At 68.1% G+C, this 17,152-nt stretch carries 14 protein-coding genes; all 14 read right to left on the bottom strand.

Annotated elements, in window-relative coordinates; translation table 11 throughout:
* Positions 1 to 318 precede the first annotated feature (318 nt).
* On the bottom strand, positions 319 to 1,926 hold the full coding sequence (nuoN, locus tag test1122_RS15510) for an NADH-quinone oxidoreductase subunit NuoN (RefSeq protein ID WP_232271922.1): 1,608 nt from the start codon (positions 1,924 to 1,926) through the stop codon (positions 319 to 321).
* Between the two features lie 17 nt (positions 1,927 to 1,943).
* On the bottom strand, positions 1,944 to 3,569 hold the full coding sequence (locus test1122_RS15505) for an NADH-quinone oxidoreductase subunit M (protein ID WP_232269760.1): 1,626 nt from the start codon (positions 3,567 to 3,569) through the stop codon (positions 1,944 to 1,946).
* Between the two features lie 3 nt (positions 3,570 to 3,572).
* Positions 3,573 to 5,504 carry an NADH-quinone oxidoreductase subunit L gene (gene nuoL, locus test1122_RS15500; RefSeq protein WP_232269759.1) on the bottom strand — a complete coding sequence of 644 codons (1,932 nt, stop codon included), beginning with the start codon at positions 5,502 to 5,504 and terminating at the stop codon, positions 3,573 to 3,575.
* 13 nt (positions 5,505 to 5,517) lie between these two features.
* On the bottom strand, positions 5,518 to 5,817 hold the full coding sequence (gene nuoK / locus test1122_RS15495) for an NADH-quinone oxidoreductase subunit NuoK (protein WP_232269758.1): 300 nt from the start codon (positions 5,815 to 5,817) through the stop codon (positions 5,518 to 5,520).
* Positions 5,814 to 6,701, bottom strand: a complete 888-nt coding sequence (locus test1122_RS15490; RefSeq protein WP_232269757.1) for an NADH-quinone oxidoreductase subunit J — start codon at positions 6,699 to 6,701, stop codon at positions 5,814 to 5,816. The genes nuoK and test1122_RS15490 overlap by 4 nt, the downstream gene beginning before the upstream one ends.
* Positions 6,698 to 7,396 (bottom strand): NADH-quinone oxidoreductase subunit NuoI, encoded by a 699-nt coding sequence (gene nuoI, locus test1122_RS15485; protein WP_232269756.1) that lies wholly within the window; start codon positions 7,394 to 7,396, stop codon positions 6,698 to 6,700. Before nuoI ends, test1122_RS15490 begins: the two co-directional genes overlap by 4 nt.
* Positions 7,389 to 8,732, bottom strand: a complete 1,344-nt coding sequence (gene nuoH / locus test1122_RS15480) for an NADH-quinone oxidoreductase subunit NuoH (RefSeq protein ID WP_232269755.1) — start codon at positions 8,730 to 8,732, stop codon at positions 7,389 to 7,391. Before nuoH ends, nuoI begins: the two co-directional genes overlap by 8 nt.
* Positions 8,729 to 11,260 carry an NADH-quinone oxidoreductase subunit G gene (locus tag test1122_RS15475; RefSeq protein ID WP_232269754.1) on the bottom strand — a complete coding sequence of 844 codons (2,532 nt, stop codon included), beginning with the start codon at positions 11,258 to 11,260 and terminating at the stop codon, positions 8,729 to 8,731. The genes nuoH and test1122_RS15475 overlap by 4 nt, the downstream gene beginning before the upstream one ends.
* Positions 11,257 to 12,636: an NADH-quinone oxidoreductase subunit NuoF gene (gene nuoF, locus test1122_RS15470; RefSeq protein ID WP_232269753.1), complete on the bottom strand. Its 1,380-nt coding sequence runs from the start codon at positions 12,634 to 12,636 to the stop codon at positions 11,257 to 11,259. The genes test1122_RS15475 and nuoF overlap by 4 nt, the downstream gene beginning before the upstream one ends.
* Positions 12,636 to 13,496 (bottom strand): NADH-quinone oxidoreductase subunit NuoE, encoded by an 861-nt coding sequence (gene nuoE / locus test1122_RS15465; protein ID WP_232271921.1) that lies wholly within the window; start codon positions 13,494 to 13,496, stop codon positions 12,636 to 12,638. Before nuoE ends, nuoF begins: the two co-directional genes overlap by 1 nt.
* A 17-nt stretch (positions 13,497 to 13,513) precedes the next feature.
* Positions 13,514 to 14,851 carry an NADH-quinone oxidoreductase subunit D gene (locus test1122_RS15460; RefSeq protein WP_232269752.1) on the bottom strand — a complete coding sequence of 446 codons (1,338 nt, stop codon included), beginning with the start codon at positions 14,849 to 14,851 and terminating at the stop codon, positions 13,514 to 13,516.
* On the bottom strand, positions 14,851 to 15,564 hold the full coding sequence (locus test1122_RS15455) for an NADH-quinone oxidoreductase subunit C (RefSeq protein WP_338423543.1): 714 nt from the start codon (positions 15,562 to 15,564) through the stop codon (positions 14,851 to 14,853). Before test1122_RS15455 ends, test1122_RS15460 begins: the two co-directional genes overlap by 1 nt.
* Positions 15,561 to 16,115 carry a NuoB/complex I 20 kDa subunit family protein gene (locus test1122_RS15450; RefSeq protein WP_232269751.1) on the bottom strand — a complete coding sequence of 185 codons (555 nt, stop codon included), beginning with the start codon at positions 16,113 to 16,115 and terminating at the stop codon, positions 15,561 to 15,563. The genes test1122_RS15455 and test1122_RS15450 overlap by 4 nt, the downstream gene beginning before the upstream one ends.
* Positions 16,116 to 16,185: 70 nt before the next feature.
* Positions 16,186 to 16,545, bottom strand: a complete 360-nt coding sequence (locus tag test1122_RS15445; protein ID WP_232269750.1) for an NADH-quinone oxidoreductase subunit A — start codon at positions 16,543 to 16,545, stop codon at positions 16,186 to 16,188.
* Positions 16,546 to 17,152: the final 607 nt, after the last annotated feature.

Below are 17,152 nucleotides of genomic sequence, written 5' to 3'. Positions count from 1 at the left end.
GGGTTGTCCCCGTATCCCGCCCCTCCCGGCTGTGCCGATAGCGGCTTCGCCGCGTGGCGGGGCTTCGCCCGGCTGCGGGGGTGCTGTGGGTGGGTGTTCCCCAATTCCCGCCCCTTCCCGCACCGGACCACCCCCGGGGCCCCGGGGGTGGTCCGGTGCGGGACGGTGGCCCGTGTTGTGCCCACCCTCCCCCATAGCCTTAAGGGCCTGGGGGGACCCCCATCGCCCCTCGGGCGGACCGAGTGCCCACAACCCCTCGGGGGTCTGGGGGCGGTAGCCCCCAGTTTCGGGGAGGGGTGGGTTAGGGGGAGGCCCCCCCTAGCGGACGAAGACGCCTGCCTGGGAGGCCAGGTTCAGGAAGTACTGGGGGGCCACCCCCAGGAGCAGCGTTACCGCTACGCCGATGCCGATCGCCGCCGTGGTGAAGGCGCTGGGGATGGCGACCGTCGGCCCCTCCGGCTTCGGCTCGCTGAAGAACATCAGCACGATGACGCGGACATAGAAGAAGGCCGCGATAGCGGAAGCGATCACGCCGACCACGACCAGCGACACCGCGCCGCCCTCCGCCGCGGCCTTGAAGACCGCGAACTTCCCCGCGAACCCCGAGGTCAGCGGGATGCCCGCGAAGGCGAGCAGGAAGACGGCGAATACCGCGGCCACCAGAGGGGAACGCCGCCCCAGGCCAGCCCATTTGGAAAGGTGCGTGGCCTCGCCACCCGCGTCGCGTACCAGCGTGACCACCGAGAACGCGCCGAGCGTGATGAACGAGTAGGCCAGCAGATAGAAGAGCACCGATGAGATACCCGCCGGGGTCGCCGCGATGACACCGGCCAGGATGAACCCGGCGTGTGCGATGGAGGAGTAGGCCAGCAGCCGCTTCACATCGGTCTGGGTGATGGCGACGATCGCGCCGAGCAGCATGGAGACAACCGCCACACCCCACATCACCGGCCGCCAGTCCCAGCGCAGGCCGGGGAGGACCACATAGAGGAGCCGGAGCAGCGCTCCGAAGGCCGCGACCTTGGTGGCCGCTGCCATAAAGCCGGTCACCGGGGTGGGGGCGCCCTGGTAGACGTCCGGGGTCCACATGTGGAAGGGGACGGCGCCGACCTTGAAGAGCAGGCCCATCAGCACCAGGGCGCCGCCGATGAGCAGCAGCGCGTCATTGCCCATCGTGCTGGCGAGCGCGGGGTCCGGGCTGCTCACCGTGCCGTCCACGACCTGGGCGATGCCCGCGTAGTTGGCGGTGCCCGCATAGCCGTAGAGCAGGGCGATCCCGAAGACCAGGAAGGCCGAGGCGAAGGCGCCGAGCAGGAAGTACTTGACGGCGGCCTCCTGCGAGAGCAGCCGTCGGCGGCGGGCCAGCGCACAGAGGAGGTAGAGCGGGAGGGAGAGGACTTCGAGGGCGATAAAGAGGGTGAGGAGGTCGTTGGCGGCGGGGAAGAGCATCATGCCGCCGACCGCGAAGAGCAGCAGCGGGAAGATCTCCGTGGTGGTCCAGCCCGCCTTGACCGCTTCCTTCTCGCCTGCGCCGCCGGCTACGGCGGCAGGGTGGGCGGTAAAGGAGTCCACCCTGGCGCCATGCGCCACCGGCTCCAGCCGCCGCTCAGCGAAGGTGAAGAGGCCGACCATCGCGATCAGCAGGATCACGCCCTGAAGGAACAGCGCTGGGCCGTCCACGGCGATGGCGCCGAGGCCCGCGATCGAGGCCTTGGTCGTGCCGTATCCGCCGAGCGCCAGCCCCAGCACGGCGGCGAACGCGCCCGCCAGACCGAGGGCCGCAAGCGGCACCTGAATGCCGTATCGGTACTTACGGGGCGCGAACGCCTCGATGAGGACACCGACGACGGCGACGCCGAACACGATCAGGGCCGGGGACAGTTGCAGGTACTCGATGGATGGAGCCGCGGATTGCGCAGCTCCCATGGTCCACAGATCCGCGCTCACTTGGCCGCCTCCACCTCTGACACCTCTGGCACGTCTGGCACGTCTGGTTTGGGATCGGTCTTCCGCACATCCGAGAGCGTGTGCTCAACCGCCGGGTTGACGATCTCGGTCAGCGGCTTCGGGAAGACTCCGAGGAAAATCAACAGCGCGATCAGCGGTGTGATGACGGCGAGTTCCCGGAGCCGCAGATCCGGCATCCGCTGGATCTCGGGCTTCTCCACGGGGCCGGTCATGGTCCGCTGGTAGAGCAGCAGGACGTACAGCGCCGCCAGTACTATTCCGGCGGTGGCCACGATCCCGGCGGCCGGGTAACGGCTGAAGGTACCGACCAGGACCAGGAATTCGCTGATGAACGGGGCCAGGCCGGGCAGGGAGAGCGTGGCCAGACCGCCGACCAGGAAGGTGCCCGCGAGCACCGGGGCGACCTTCTGCACACCGCCGTAGTCCGCGATGAGCCGGGAGCCACGGCGGGAGATCAGGAAGCCCGCGACCAGCATCAGCGCGGCTGTGGAAATCCCGTGGAAGACCATGTACAGCGTCGCGCCGCCCTGGCCCTGGCTGGTCATCGCGAAGATGCCGAGCACGATAAAGCCGAAGTGGGAGATGGACGCGTACGCGATCAGTCGTTTGATGTCGCGTTGGCCGACGGCCAGCAGCGCTCCGTAGATGATGCTCACCAGCGCCAGCGAGATGACGACCGGTGTCGCCCAGGCACTGGCCTCCGGGAAGAGGCCGAGGCAGAAGCGGAGCATCGCGAAGGTGCCGACCTTGTCGACGACCGCGGTGATGAGCACGGCGACGGGTGCGGTCGACTCGCCCATGGCGTTGGGCAGCCAGGTGTGCAGCGGCCACAGCGGTGCCTTGATGGCGAACGCGAAGAAGAAGCCGAGGAAGAGCAGCCGTTCGGTGTTAGCGGCCAGCGTGAAGTCACCGGCCGCCCGGGCCTCGGCGATCTGCTGCATGGAGAAGGTGCCTGCGCCCATCTCGCTGGCGGTGACGGCGTAGAGGCCGATCACCGCGGCCAGCATGATGAGGCCGCCGGCGAGGTTGTAGAGCAGGAACTTCACCGCGGCGTAGCTGCGCTGCTTGGCGCCTTCAGCCTCCCCATGCGCGTGCGCGCGGTCTCCGAAGCCGCCGATGAGGAAGTACATCGGGATGAGCATGGCTTCGAAGAAGATGTAGAAGAGGAAGATATCGGTCGCGGCGAAGGCGATGATCACCATTGCCTCCACCATCAGGATCAGCGCGAAGAAACCCTGGGTGGGCCGCCAGCGCCGGTTGGTGGTCTGACCCTCATGGGAGTCGGCGTCGTGCCAGGACGCGCCGATGATGAAGGGGATCAGCAGCGCGGTCAGCGCGATCAGCGCGACACCGATGCCGTCGACCCCGAGCTCGTAGCGGACTCCGAAGTCGGCGATCCACGGCCGGGATTCGGTGAGCTGATAGCGGGCGCCGCCCGGGTCGAACCGGATCAGCACCACGGCGGCGAGCACCACCGTCGCCAGGGAGACCAGCAGCGCCAGCCACTTCGCGGCGGTGCGCTTCGCGGCGGGCACGGCCGCGGTGGCGATCGCGCCGAGCGCGGGCACCACGGCCGTCGCCGTAAGGAGAGGAAATGACATAACTCAGACCGCCCTCACCAGCAGGGTCGCGGCGATGAGGATCGCCGCACCGCCGAACATCGAGACCGCGTACGAGCGGGCGAAACCGTTCTGGAGCCGCCGCATCCGGCCGGAGAGGCCGCCGAATGTGGCGGCGGTTCCATTGACCACACCATCGACCAGCTTGTGATCCACATAGACCAGGCTGCGGGTGAGGTGTTCCCCGCCCCGGACCAGCACCACATGGTTGAAGTCGTCCTGGAGCAGATCCCGCCGCACCGCCCGGGTGAGCAGACCCGCCCGGGGGGCGAGGACCGGTACGGGGCGCCGCCCGTACTGCGCCCAGGCGGCTGCGATGCCGATCGTCAGCGCCACGATGGTGGCGGTGGTGACGGTCGCCGCGCTGACCGGCGGATGGCCGTGCTCAAACTGGGTGACCGGCTGGAGCCAGCCCACAAAGGAGTCGTTCCACGCGAACAGGCCACCGGCGAAGACCGAGCCGAAGGCCAGCAGGATCATGGGGATGGTCATGACCTTGGGCGACTCATGCGGGTGCGGCTCGGCTGCGGCGGGCCTTGCGCCGGTGGGATCACCGGCCGCGTCGGCGGCCTGCGCGCGCCAGCGTTCTTTCCCGAAGAAGGTGAGGACCATGATGCGCGTCATGTAGTACGCGGTGAGCGCCACACCCAGCAGGGTGACCGTGCCGAGGATCCAGCCCTGGGTGCCGCCCTTGGCGAAGGCGGCCTCGACGATCGCGTCCTTGGAGAAGAAGCCGGACAGACCCGGGAAGCCGATGATGGCCAGATAGCCCAGGCCGAAGGTGACAAAGGTGACCGGCATATAGCGGCGCAGGCCACCGTACTTGCGCATATCGATCTCATCGTTCATGCCGTGCATGACCGAACCGGCGCCGAGGAAGAGACCGGCCTTGAAGAAGCCGTGGGTGATCAGGTGCATGATGGCGAAGGCGTAGCCGATCGGGCCGAGCCCGGCGGCCAGGACCATATAGCCGATCTGCGACATCGTGGAACCGGCGAGCGCCTTCTTGATGTCGTCCTTGGCGCAACTGATGATCGCACCGAAGAGCAGGGTGACCGCACCGACCGCGACCACCGCTGTCTGGGCGTCCGGTGCCGCGTTGAAGATCGCGCCGGAGCGGGTGATGAGGTAGACGCCCGCGGTCACCATGGTGGCGGCGTGGATGAGGGCCGAGACCGGGGTCGGGCCCGCCATCGCGTCACCGAGCCAGGACTGCAGCGGCACCTGGGCGGACTTGCCGCAGGCGGCGAGCAGCAGCACCAGCCCGATGGCGGTGAGCGTGCCCTGGCCGGCCTCGGTGGCGTTGTCCAGCACCGGCCCGAAGGTGAAGGTGCCGAAGGTTGTGAACATCAGGAAGATGGCGATGGCCAGCCCCGCGTCACCGACCCGGTTGACGATAAAGGCCTTCTTCGCCGCGGTCGCCGCGCTCGGCTTGTACTGCCAGAAGCCGATGAGCAGATACGAGGCGAGACCGACGCCCTCCCAGCCGACGTACAGCAGCAGATAGTTGTCCGCGAGGACCAGCAGCAGCATCGCCGCGAGGAAGAGATTCAGATAGCCGAAGAAGCGGCGGCGCCGGTCGTCGTGCTCCATATAGCCGATCGAGTAGATATGGATCAGCGTGCCCACACCGGTGATCAGCAGCACAAAGGTCATCGACAGCTGGTCCAGCTGGAAGGCGGCGTTCGCCTGGAAATCGGCGACCGGCACCCAGCTGAACAGATGCTGGTGCAGGGCGCGTTCATCGCCGCTCTTGCCGACCATGTCGAAGAACAGCACCGCGCCGATGACAAAGGAGACGCCGGCCAGCACACAGGCGAGCCAGGGGCCCGTACGGTCCAGAAACCTCCCGCCGCAGAGCAGTAGCGCCGCGCCGAGCAGCGGTGCCGCGATGAGCAGTCCGATCAATGACTCCACTGGTTCGTACCCCTTACAGCTTCATCAGGCTGGCGTCGTCGACCGAGGCCGAGTGGCGGGAGCGGTAGAGCATCACGATGATCGCCAGCCCGACCACGACTTCGGCGGCGGCGACGACCATGACAAAGAACGCCATGATCTGGCCGTCGAGATTGCCGTGCATGCGGGAGAACGAGACCAACGACAGATTCGCCGCGTTCAGCATCAGCTCGACGCTCATAAAGACCACGATGGCGTTACGCCGGATCAGCACTCCGGAGGCGCCGACGGTGAACAGCAAAGCGGCCAGATAGAGGTAGTTCACGGGATTCACTGGGGGGCCTCCTCGCCGCGTTCACCGCGTTCGCCGTTGCCGCCCTCGTCACCATTGAGGCTGTTGTCACCATTGCCGGCGTTTTGCTGGCCGTGGTAGTCGGCGGTGCGCTGTTCCAGCGCGGCCAGTCGGGCCAGTGTCTCGGCGCTGACCTCGCGGACCTGGCCGCGCTCGCGGAGCGTCGGGTTGACGGTCAGTTCGGACGTGGTGCCGTCCGGGAGCAGACCCGGACGGTCGACGGCGTTGTGCCGGGCGTAGACGCCGGGGGTGGGCAGCGGCGGCAGCTGCTTGCCCGCGCGTACCCGCTCCTCGGCCCGTTCCCGCTGCGACTTGGCCACCTCGGTCCGCTCCCGGTGAGTGAGGAGCGTGGCCCCGAGGGCGGAGATGGTGAGCAGGATGCCGGTGACCTCAAAGGCGACGACGTACTCGGTGAACAGCTTCTCGGCGATGCCGGGGACATTGCCGCCGTGCGCGGCGTTGGCCTCGCCCAGTCCGTTGAAGGTGCCCAGTGAGGCCTGGCCGATCCCGGCGATCAGCAGGATGCCCAGGCCCAGTGCGCAGGCGGCGGCCAGCCAGCGCTGGCCCTTCAGGGTCTCCTTGAGCGAGTCGGCGGTGGTCACACCGACGAGCATCAGCACAAAGAGGAAGAGCATCATGACCGCGCCGGTGTAGACGACGATCTGGACGACGCCGAGGAAGTAGGCGCCGTTGGCGAGATAGAAGATCGCCAGGATCACCATGGTCGTGGCGAGGCAGAGCGCCGAGTGCACGGCCCGGCGCATCAGTACGGTCCCGAGCGCGCCGGCCACGGCGATGACACCCAGCACATAGAACTGCGTCGCTTCGCCGGTCGAGGTGGTGGCCGCCAGCAGATCCGTGCTCATACCCGCACCCCCGCAGCCCCGTTGCCGCCGCCGTGCGACTCCTCGTCCGGCTGTTCCTTCCCGGCCGTGTTCGAGGGCCGGGCGCCGCTCGCGGGGCTGGCCACCGGCTGCTCGGCGTCGTCCGACAGCCGCTGGGCGCTGGGCTCTTCGCCCTCGGTCAGCGGGACCTGGCGCTCGGTGCCGGGTGCGGCCTCGGTGACCAGACCGCTGTAGTAGTCCTTCTCGGTCATCCCCGGGTAGATCGCGTGCGGGCTGTCGACCATGCCCTCCTCAAGACCGGCCAGCAGCTCTTCCTTGGTGTAGATGAGCCCCGCGCGGGTCCGGTCGGCGAGTTCGTAATCGTTCGTCATGGTCAGCGCCCGGGTCGGGCACGCCTCGACGCACAGGCCGCAGAGGATGCAGCGCAGATAGTTGATCTGGTAGACGCGCCCATAGCGCTCACCCGGCGAGTAGCGCTCCTCGTCGGTGTTGTCGGCGCCCTCGACATAGATGGCGTCGGCGGGGCAGGCCCAGGCGCACAGCTCACAGCCGATGCACTTCTCCAGCCCGTCCGGGTGCCGGTTGAGCTGGTGACGGCCGTGGAAGCGCGGCGCGGTGGGCTTCTTGTACTCCGGGTACTGCTCGGTCAGCCGCCTCTTGAACATGGCCCTGAAGGTCACGCCGAAGCCGGCCACCGGCTTAAGGAAATCAAGCATCGTCGGACTCCTTGGTACTGACCAGCTCCTGCTCCTGGCGGGACGGCCGGCGCGGTACGGGCGGCAGGCTCTGCCCGGGGAGGGGCGGCACGGGATAGCCGCCTGCCATGGGGTCGAACTCCGGTGGCGACTCGGCGGCCGCCTTCGCCGCTTCCTCGGCGGCTTGCCGCTCCGCGCGGTCCCGGAAGACATCGGCGATAAAGGAGATCAGCAGCAGCGCGATGATTCCGCCGGCGACCCACAGAATCACCTGGGAGAAGTCGTAGCCCTCGTTCCGCATCGCCCGGACGGTGGCGACCAGCATCAGCCAGACCAGCGAGACCGGGATCAGGACCTTCCAGCCCAGCTTCATCAGCTGGTCGTAGCGGACGCGGGGCAGCGTGCCGCGCAGCCAGACAAAGCCGAACAGCAGCACGTTCAGCTTCAGTACGAACCACAGCAGCGGCCACCAGCCGTGGTTGGCGCCTTCCCAGTACGTCGAGATCGGCGCCGGTGCCCGCCAACCGCCCAGGAAGAGGGTGACCGCGACGGCGGAAAGGGTGACCATATGGATGTACTCGGCGAGCATGAACATCGCGAACTTGATCGATGAGTACTCGGTGTTGAAGCCACCGACCAGGTCGCCCTCGGACTCCGGCATATCGAAGGGCGCACGGTGCGCCTCCCCGACCATGCACACCATGTAGATGACGAAGGAGATCGGCAGCAGCACCGCGAACCAGGTATCCGCCTGCGAACCGACGATCGTCGAGGTGGACAGGGAGCCGGAGTAGAGGAAGACCGCGGCGAAGCTGAGGCCCATCGCGATCTCGTAGCTGATGATCTGGGCCGTGGCGCGGATGCCGCCCAGCAGCGGGTAGGTCGAGCCGGAGGACCAGCCCGCCAGCACCACGCCGTAACCGGCGATGGAGGCGGTGGCGAGGATGTAGAGCACCGCCACCGGCAGATCGGTCAGCTGCATCGCGGTACGGGTGCCGAAGATGGACACCTCGTTGCCGGCCGGGCCGAACGGGATCACCGCGATCGCCATAAAGGCCGGGATCGCGCCAAGGATCGGGGCCATGATGTAGATGGCCTTGTCGGCGCCCTTGACGACGACATCTTCCTTGAGCATCAGCTTGATGCCGTCGGCGAGCGACTGGAGCATGCCCCAGGGGCCATGCCGGTTGGGGCCGATGCGCAGCTGCATCCAGGCGACGACCTTGCGCTCCATCACGATGGAGATGAGGACCGTCACCATGAGGAAGGCGAAGCAGAAGACCGCCTTGAGCAGGACCAGCCAGAGCGGGTCGGTCCCGAACATGGAGAGGTCTTCCACCGCGAGCATGTCTGTCATGCCGTCACCTCCGGGGTGTCCACGGCCGCTGCCGTGATGGTCACCAGCTCGCCGGGCAGCGCGCCGAGGTCCTGGTGCACCCCGGCGCCGGTGGAGTTGAGCGGCAGCCAGACCACCTGGTCCGGCATCGCCGTGATCCGCAGCGTCAGCTCCACCGACCCGGCCGGGCCCGTGACCCTCAGCTGCGCACCGTCCTGGACACCGGCCGACTCGGCCGTGGCCGCCGAGAGGCGGGCCACCGTCTCATGCCGGGTCGCGGCGAGCGCGTCATCGCCCTCCTGGAGACGGCCCTGGTCGAGCAGCATCCGGTGCCCGGCCAGTACGGCCTGGCCCTTGCCGGGGGTGGCCGGCGGCTGGAAGGTCTCCAGGGGTGCGGTGGCCCGGGGGCCGTCCCAGGTGCCCAGCCGCTGAAACGTCGAGATTTCAGCACGGATGGTCCGTACGTCCGGCAGCCCCAGATGGCTGCGGCTGTCAGCGCCTTCGGCGCGGGCGAGCGCGTCCGCGAGCATGTTCAGCGCGCGGGCGTCGGGGAAAACAAAGCGGCGGGTCATCTGGTCCGGTTTGATCGCGGCCTCGAAGGGCCGGGCGCGGCCTTCCCAGTTGAGGAAGGTGCCGGACTTCTCGACGACCGTCGAGACCGGCAGCACCACATCGGCCCGCTCGGTGACCTCACTCGGCCGCTGCTCCAGGCTGACCAGGAAGCCGATCGCGTCCAGTGCCTCGATGGCCCGTGCCGGGTCGGGCAGATCGGCCACTTCCACCCCGCCGACCAGCAGCGCCGCCAGCTCACCGGTGGCCGCGGCCTCGATGATCTGGCCGGTGTCCCGGCCCACGCCGCGGGGCAGCTCGGCGATGCCCCAAGCGGCCGCGGTCTCCTCCCGGGCGCGGGGGTCGGTGGCCGGGCGGCCACCGGGCAGCAGGCCGGGCAGGGCGCCCGCCTCAACGGCGCCCCGCTCCCCCGCCCGGCGCGGGATCCACACCAGCGTCGCGCCGGTGGCGGAGGCGGCCCGTACGGCGGCGGTCAGCGCACCGGGGAAGGCGGCCAGCCGCTCACCGACGATGATCACGGAACCTTCGTTACGCAGCGCCTCGGCGGCCTGCTGTCCGGCCTCATCGAGCCCCGCCCCGCCCGCCAGGGCGTCCAGCCACTCGGTCTCGCTGCCCGGTGCGGCGGGCAGCAGGGTCCCGCCCGCCTTGTCCAGACCCCGGGTGGCGTGGGTGGCCAGTGCGAAGGTCCGCTGCCCGCGCTTACGGTGCGCCTTACGCAGCCGGAGGAAGACGCCGGGCGCCTCCTCCTCGGCCTCGATACCGGCCAGCAGTACCGCCGGAGCCTTCTCCAGCGCGGTGTAGGTGGGCCCGGAACGGTCCAGGTCCCGGCCCCGGCCCGCTACCTGGGAGGCGAGGAAGTCGGCCTCCTCGGCGCTGTGTACCCGGGCCCGGAAGTCGACATCATTGGTGCCGAGTGCGACCCGGGCGAACTTGGCGTAGGCGTAGGCGTCTTCGACGGTGAGCCGCCCACCGGTCAGCACCCCGGTACGTCCCCGGGCACCGGCCAGCCCTTCGGCCGCCGCCGCCAGCGCTTCCGGCCAGCTGGCCGTCGCCAGCTCGCCGCTCTCCGGGTCCCGGACGAGCGGGGTGGTGATCCGGTCCGGGCGCTGCGCGTAGCGGAAACCGAAGCGGCCCTTGTCGCAGATCCACTCCTCATTGACCTCGGGGTCGTTCTCCGCGAGCCGTCGCATGACCTTGCCCCGGCGGTGGTCCGTACGGGTCGCACAGCCACCGGCGCAGTGCTCACAGACGGACGGCGAGGAGACCAGGTCGAAGGGGCGGGCGCGGAAGCGGTACGCCGATGAGGTCAGCGCGCCGACCGGGCAGATCTGAATGGTGTTCCCGGAGAAGTACGACTCCAGGGGCTCCCCTTCACCGATGCCCACCTGCTGAAGCGCGCCGCGTTCCAGCAGTTCGATCATCGGGTCGCCCGCGATCTCGTTGGAGAAGCGGGTGCAGCGGGCGCACAGCACACAGCGCTCCCGGTCGAGCAGCACCTGCTTGGAGAGGGGGATGGGCTTCTCAAAGGTCCGCTTCTTGCCCTCGAAGCGGGTCTCGGGGTCACCGGCGGTCATGGCCTGGTTCTGCAGCGGGCACTCACCGCCCTTGTCGCAGACGGGGCAGTCCAGCGGGTGGTTGATGAGCAGCAGCTCCATCACACCACGCTGGGCCTTGTCCGCGACCGGCGAGGTGAGCTGGGACTTGACCACCATGCCGTCGGTACAGGTGATGGTGCACGACGCCATCGGCTTGCGCTGGCCCTCGACCTCGACGATGCACTGGCGGCAGGCGCCCGCGGGGTCGAGGAGCGGGTGGTCACAGAACCGTGGGATCTCGATGCCGAGCAGTTCCGCGGCGCGGATGACCAGGGTTCCCTTGGGCACGCTGATCTGGATGCCGTCGATCGTCAGCGAGACGAGATCCTCCGGCGGCACCGCCTCTCCTCCACCGGAGGAGGGTGCGTTGGTGGTCACAGTCACGCGTTCACCCCCTGGTGAGCGTTGTTGTCGTTCTTGCCGTCGTCACCCTGGTCCGCCCAGACCGTGGACTTCGCCGGGTCGAAGGGGCAGCCACGGCCGGTGATGTGCTGCTCGTACTCCGCCCGGAAGTAGTTGAGCGAGGAGAAGATCGGGCTGGCGGCGCCGTCGCCGAGGGCGCAGAAGGACTTGCCGTTGATGTTGTCGGCGATGTCGTCGATCTTGTCGATATCGGTCATGGTGCCCTTGCCCGCCTCGATATCGCGGAGCAACTGGACCAGCCAGTACGTCCCTTCGCGGCAGGGGGTGCACTTGCCGCAGGACTCATGGGCGTAGAACTCGGTCCAGCGGGTCACGGCCCGTACGACACAGGTGGTCTCGTCGAAGCACTGCAACGCCTTGGTGCCGAGCATCGACCCGGCGGTGGCGACGCCCTCGTAGTCGAGCGGCACATCGAGATGTTCATCGGTGAGCAGCGGGGTCGAGGAGCCGCCGGGCGTCCAGAACTTCAGCCGGTGCCCCGGGCGCATGCCGCCGCTCATATCGAGCAGCTGGCGCAGGGTGATGCCCAGCGGGGCCTCGTACTGGCCGGGGCTGGCGACATGGCCGCTCAGCGAGTAGAGCGTGAAGCCCGGGGACTTCTCGCTGCCCATGGAGCGGAACCAGTCCTTGCCCTTGTTGAGGATCGCGGGAACCGAGGCAATGGATTCCACGTTGTTGACGACAGTGGGACATGCGTAAAGGCCCGCGACCGCGGGGAAGGGGGGACGCAGCCGGGGCATGCCACGGCGTCCTTCGAGGGAGTCGAGGAGAGCGGTCTCCTCACCGCAGATGTACGCGCCGGCGCCCGCGTGCACGGTCACGGTGAGGTTCTTGCCGGGGCCGAGGGCGTCCTGGCCGAGATAGCCCGCCTCGTATGCCTCCCGCACGGCCTCATGCAGTCGGCGCAGTACGGGGACGACCTCGCCGCGCAGATAGATGAAGGCGTGGTCCGAGCGGATCGCATGGCAGGCGATCGCGATGCCCTCGATCAGCGAATGCGGATTGGCGAAGAGCAGCGGGATGTCCTTGCAGGTGCCCGGCTCGGACTCATCGGCGTTGACCACGAGATAGTGCGGCTTGCCGTCGCCCTGCGGGATGAACTGCCACTTCATGCCGGTCGGGAAGCCCGCGCCGCCCCGGCCGCGCAGCCCGGAGTCCTTGACGTAGGCGATGACATCGTCGGGGTCCATGGCGAGGGCCTTACGCAGGCCCTGGTACCCCTCATGGCGGTGGTAGGTGTCCAGCGTCCAGGAGTCCGGCTGGTCCCAGAAGGACGACAGCACGGGGCTGAGCAGCTTCTCCGGGCTCGTCTCATTGATTTCGGAGGTCACGGTCATCACTCACCCTCCTCGGACACCGGACCTGCCGGGTGTTGCGGGTCGGAGGCCGAGCTCGGCAATGTTGGCTGCGTCCCGGAGGGACTCGTTGAGGGGTGGTGGTCGGGCGACGGGCGGGAGTCATGGGAGCTGGGGTGTTCCGGCGGCGGCTCCTCCGCGGGGTAGCCGGCGGTGCGCGGTGAGACGATACGGCCCGGCCCGGTCTCACCCTTGGCGAGCCTGAGTCCGATCAGCGAGGCGGGCCCGGCGCTGCCGGTGGCCTCGGTGACGCCCGGGCGCTCGTCGGGGAATCCGGCGAGGACGCGGGCGGTCTCCTGGAAGGTGCACAGCGGGGCGCCGCGGGTCGGGGCGACCTCGCGCCCGGCCCGCAGATCATCGACGAGCCGCTTGGCGGATTCGACGGTCTGGTTGTCGAAGAACTCCCAGTTGACCATCACCACCGGGGCGAAGTCGCAGGCCGCGTTGCACTCGATGTGTTCGAGGGTGACCTTGCCGTCGTCCGTGGTCTCGGTGTTGCCGACACCGAGATGTTCCTGGAGCGCCTGGAAGATGGCGTCGCCGCCCAGCACCGCGCACAGGGTGTTGGTGCAGACCCCGACCTGGTAATCGCCGCTGGGCTTACGCCGGTACATCGTGTAGAAGGTGGCGACCGCGGTGACCTCGGCGGTGGTCAGCTCCAGCAGCTCGGCGCAGAAGCGCACGCCGGTACGGGTGACATGGCCTTCCTCGGCCTGCACCAGATGCAGCAGCGGCAGCAGCGCGGAACGGCTGTCGGGGTAGCGGCCGATGATCTCCTTGCCATCGGCTTCAAGCCGGGCCCGTACCTCGGCCGGATAGTCGGGGGCGGGCAGCTCCGGCATACCAAGGGATACCTCCGTCACCGGTCGACACCTCCCATCACGGGGTCGATGGACGCGACGGCGACGATGACATCGGCGACCATGCCGCCCTCGCACAACGCCGCCATGGACTGAAGGTTGGTGAAGGAGGGGTCACGGAAGTGCACCCGGTAGGGGCGGGTGCCGCCATCGCTGACGACATGCGCCCCCAGCTCGCCGCGGGGTGCCTCGACGGCCACATAGGCCTGTCCCGGCGGAACCCTGAAGCCCTCGGTCACCAGCTTGAAGTGGTGGATCAGCGCCTCCATCGAGGTGCCCATGATGTGCCTGATGTGGTCGAGCGAGTTGCCCAGACCGTCCGGGCCGAGCGCGAGCTGCGCGGGCCAGGCGATCTTCTTGTCCTCGACCATCACCGGGCCCGGCTCCAGCCGGTCCAGGCACTGTTCGACGATCCGCAGCGACTGGTGCATCTCCTCAAGACGGATGAGGAAGCGGCCGTAGGAGTCGCAGGTGTCAGCGGTCGGCACCTCGAAGTCATAGGTCTCATAGCCGCAGTACGGCTGCGCCTTGCGCAGATCGTGCGGCAGCCCGGCGGAGCGCAGAACCGGTCCGGTGGCGCCCAGCGCCATACAGCCCGCGAGGTCGAGATAGCCGACATCCTGGAGGCGGGCCTTGAACACCGGGTTGCCGGTGGCGAGCTTGTCGTATTCGGGAAGGTTCTTGCGCATCTTCTTGACGAACTCGCGCATCTGGTCAATCGCCCCGGGCGGCAGATCCTGGGCCAGGCCGCCGGGGCGGATGAACGCGTGGTTCATGCGCAGCCCGGTGATCAGTTCAAAGACATCCAGAACGAGTTCGCGGTCCCGGAAGCCGTAGATCATGATCGTGGTGGCGCCCAGCTCCATTCCGCCGCTGGCGATGGCCACCAGGTGGGAAGAGAGACGGTTCAGCTCCATCAGCAGGACGCGCAGCACGGTGGCCCGGTCGGGGATCTGGTCCTCGATGCCCAGCAGCCGCTCCACGGCCAGGCAGTACGCCGCCTCGTTGTAGAACGGCGTCAGATAGTCCATGCGCGTCACAAAGGTGGTGCCCTGCGTCCAGTTCCGGTACTCGAGGTTCTTCTCGATGCCGGTGTGCAGGTAGCCGATGCCGCAGCGGGCCTCGGTGACGGTCTCTCCGTCGATCTCCAGGATGAGCCGGAGCACTCCATGGGTGGACGGGTGCTGCGGACCCATATTGACGATGATTTTCTCGTCGTCGCGCTTGGCCGCCGTTTCCGCGAGCTCGTCCCAGTCACCGCCGCTGACGGTGTAGACGGTTCCTTCTGTTGTCTTTCGTGGGGACGTCTCGCGTGCGGACGCGTGCGAGGTGCTCATTAGCTGTACGACCTCCGCTGGTCGGGAGCCGGGATCTGGGCGCCCTTGTACTCGACGGGGATGCCGCCGAGCGGGTAGTCCTTGCGCTGCGGGAAGCCCTGCCAGTCGTCGGGCATCATGATCCGCGTCAGCGCGGGGTGACCGTCGAAGACGATGCCGAAGAAGTCGTAGGTCTCGCGCTCATGCCAGTCGTTGGTCGGGTAGACATCGACGACTGAGGGGATGTGCGGATCGCTGTCGGGGGCGCTGACCTCAAGCCGGATGAGCCGGTTATGGGTGATCGAGCGCAGATGGTAGACGGCGTGCAGCTCGCGGCCCCGGTCGCCGGGGAAGTGCACTCCGCTGACCCCGGTGCAGAGTTCGAAGCGCAGCGCCGGGTCATCGCGCAGTGTCCGGGCGACCTGCGGAAGATGTTCGCGGGCGATGTAGAAGGTCAGCTCGCCACGGTCGACGACCGTCTTCTCGATGGCGTTCCTGGGGTCGAGACCCTGCTCCTCAAGGGCGCCCTCCAGCTCATCGGCGACCTCATCGAAGTACGACCCGTACGGCCGCGCGCTGCCCCCGGGCAGCTGTACGGTCCGTACGAGCCCGCCGTAACCCGAGGTGTCGCCGCCGTTCCTGGCGCCGAACATCCCCCTGCGTACGTCGATGACCTCACCGGCGTCCTCGCGCGGCGTGGGCACGGTCCCGTTCTGGTCGTTCGGCTCGCTCACCGCAGCAGCCCCTTCATCTCGATCGTCGGGAGCGCCTTCATCGCCGCTTCCTCCGCTTCACGGGCCGCCTGCTCGCGGTTCACACCGAGCTTCTCCTCGCGGATCTTCTCGTGCAGCTTGAGGATCGAGTACAGCAGCATCTCGGGGCGCGGCGGACAGCCGGGCAGATAGATGTCGACCGGCACGACATGGTCGACGCCCTGCACGATCGCGTAGTTGTTGAACATCCCGCCGGAGGAGGCACAGACCCCCATGGAGATCACCCACTTGGGATTGGGCATCTGGTCGTAGACCTGCCGCAGCACCGGCGCCATCTTCTGGCTGACCCGCCCGGCCACGATCATCAGATCGGCCTGCCGCGGGGAGCCACGGAAGACCTCCATACCGAAGCGGGCCAGGTCATAGCGGCCCGCGCCAGTGGTCATCATTTCGATGGCGCAGCAGGCGAGGCCGAAGGTCGCCGGGAAGACGGATGACTTGCGCACCCAGCCGGCGGCGTTCTCCACCGTTGTGAGCAGGAAGCCGCTGGGCAGCTTCTCCTCGATTCCCATCTGGTTTCGCCCCTATCTCAGATCCTCGGGTGGTGATTCCGCGATTCCGGCCGCTCAGTCCTACCGCCGCTCAGTCCCACTCCAGACCACCCCGGCGCCAGTCGTAGGCGTAGGCGACACCGATGAGCCCCACGAAGATCAGCATCTGTACGAGGCCGAACATCCCGAGGGAGTCGAAGTGGACGGCCCAGGGGTAGAGGAAAACGATCTCTACGTCGAAGACGATGAAGAGCATCGCCGTGATGTAGTACTTCACCGGGAAGCGTCCGCCGCTGACCGGCATGGGAGTGGGCTCGACACCGCACTCATACGCCTCGAGCTTGGCGCGGTTGTAGCGCTTCGGGCCGATGACCGAGGCCGCGACCACGGAGAACACCGCGAAGGCCGCCCCGAGGGCTCCGAGCACGAGGATGGGGACGTAGGCGTTCACCGCTCCTCGCTCCTTCCAGTCGCCGATGACTAGCTGGGGTCCGCTGCGAGCCGATGACCGTCTCACGAAAGATCGTGCACATGTGAGGCAGTTCACAAGCCCGAGTTGACTGCATCCTATGCCCCGGCATCTGTGATCTGCGACACGGGGTCGGACAAGGGCTTTGTGATCTTCACCACCAGCCGCGAGAGCATAAGTTCACAGGGCAGATGATCTTCATACAGTAAGCGCCTGAGTGATCACCGCTGGTGATTTCCACCGGCCTTCCGGCCCGGTGCGCGGAGCGCGCTTTTATCAAGCGATGACAGCCCAAGCAAATTTGCAACAGACATCTCCGCCCGCTAGCGCTTCCCCTGACCCACCCCTTCCCGAAACCGGTGGCTTGCGCCCCCAGACCCCCGGGTGTTGTGCCCACCCGTTCCGCTGGGGCGGAACGGGTGGGCACAACACCCGGCCACCGTCCCGCACCGGCCAACCCCGGGGCCCCGGGGCGAAGCCCCGGTTACGGGAAGGGGCGGGATACGGGGAACCCCACCCACCGCACCCCGCAGCCGGACGAAGCCCCGCCACGCGGCGGAGCCGCACACCGGCACAGCCGGGAAGGAGC

The sequence above is a fragment of the Streptomyces gobiensis genome, assembly GCF_021216675.1.
Classification (GTDB): domain Bacteria; phylum Actinomycetota; class Actinomycetes; order Streptomycetales; family Streptomycetaceae; genus Streptomyces; species Streptomyces gobiensis.
This window is presented reverse-complemented; position numbering and strand designations above follow the sequence as displayed.

Excerpts from the sequence above, each read along its gene's own strand:
- nuoN (WP_232271922.1), bottom strand. The coding sequence starts at position 1,926 with ATGGGAGCTGCGCAATCCGCGGCTCCATCCATCGAGTACCTGCAACTG.
- test1122_RS15460 (WP_232269752.1), bottom strand. The coding sequence starts at position 14,851 with ATGAGCACCTCGCACGCGTCCGCACGCGAGACGTCCCCACGAAAGACA.
- test1122_RS15490 (WP_232269757.1), bottom strand. The coding sequence starts at position 6,701 with ATGAGCACGGATCTGCTGGCGGCCACCACCTCGACCGGCGAAGCGACG.
- nuoI (WP_232269756.1), bottom strand. The coding sequence starts at position 7,396 with ATGCTTGATTTCCTTAAGCCGGTGGCCGGCTTCGGCGTGACCTTCAGG.
- test1122_RS15450 (WP_232269751.1), bottom strand. The coding sequence starts at position 16,115 with ATGGGAATCGAGGAGAAGCTGCCCAGCGGCTTCCTGCTCACAACGGTG.
- test1122_RS15505 (WP_232269760.1), bottom strand. The coding sequence starts at position 3,569 with ATGTCATTTCCTCTCCTTACGGCGACGGCCGTGGTGCCCGCGCTCGGC.
- nuoF (WP_232269753.1), bottom strand. The coding sequence starts at position 12,636 with ATGACCGTGACCTCCGAAATCAATGAGACGAGCCCGGAGAAGCTGCTC.
- nuoE (WP_232271921.1), bottom strand. The coding sequence starts at position 13,496 with ATGCCGGAGCTGCCCGCCCCCGACTATCCGGCCGAGGTACGGGCCCGG.
- nuoH (WP_232269755.1), bottom strand. The coding sequence starts at position 8,732 with ATGACAGACATGCTCGCGGTGGAAGACCTCTCCATGTTCGGGACCGAC.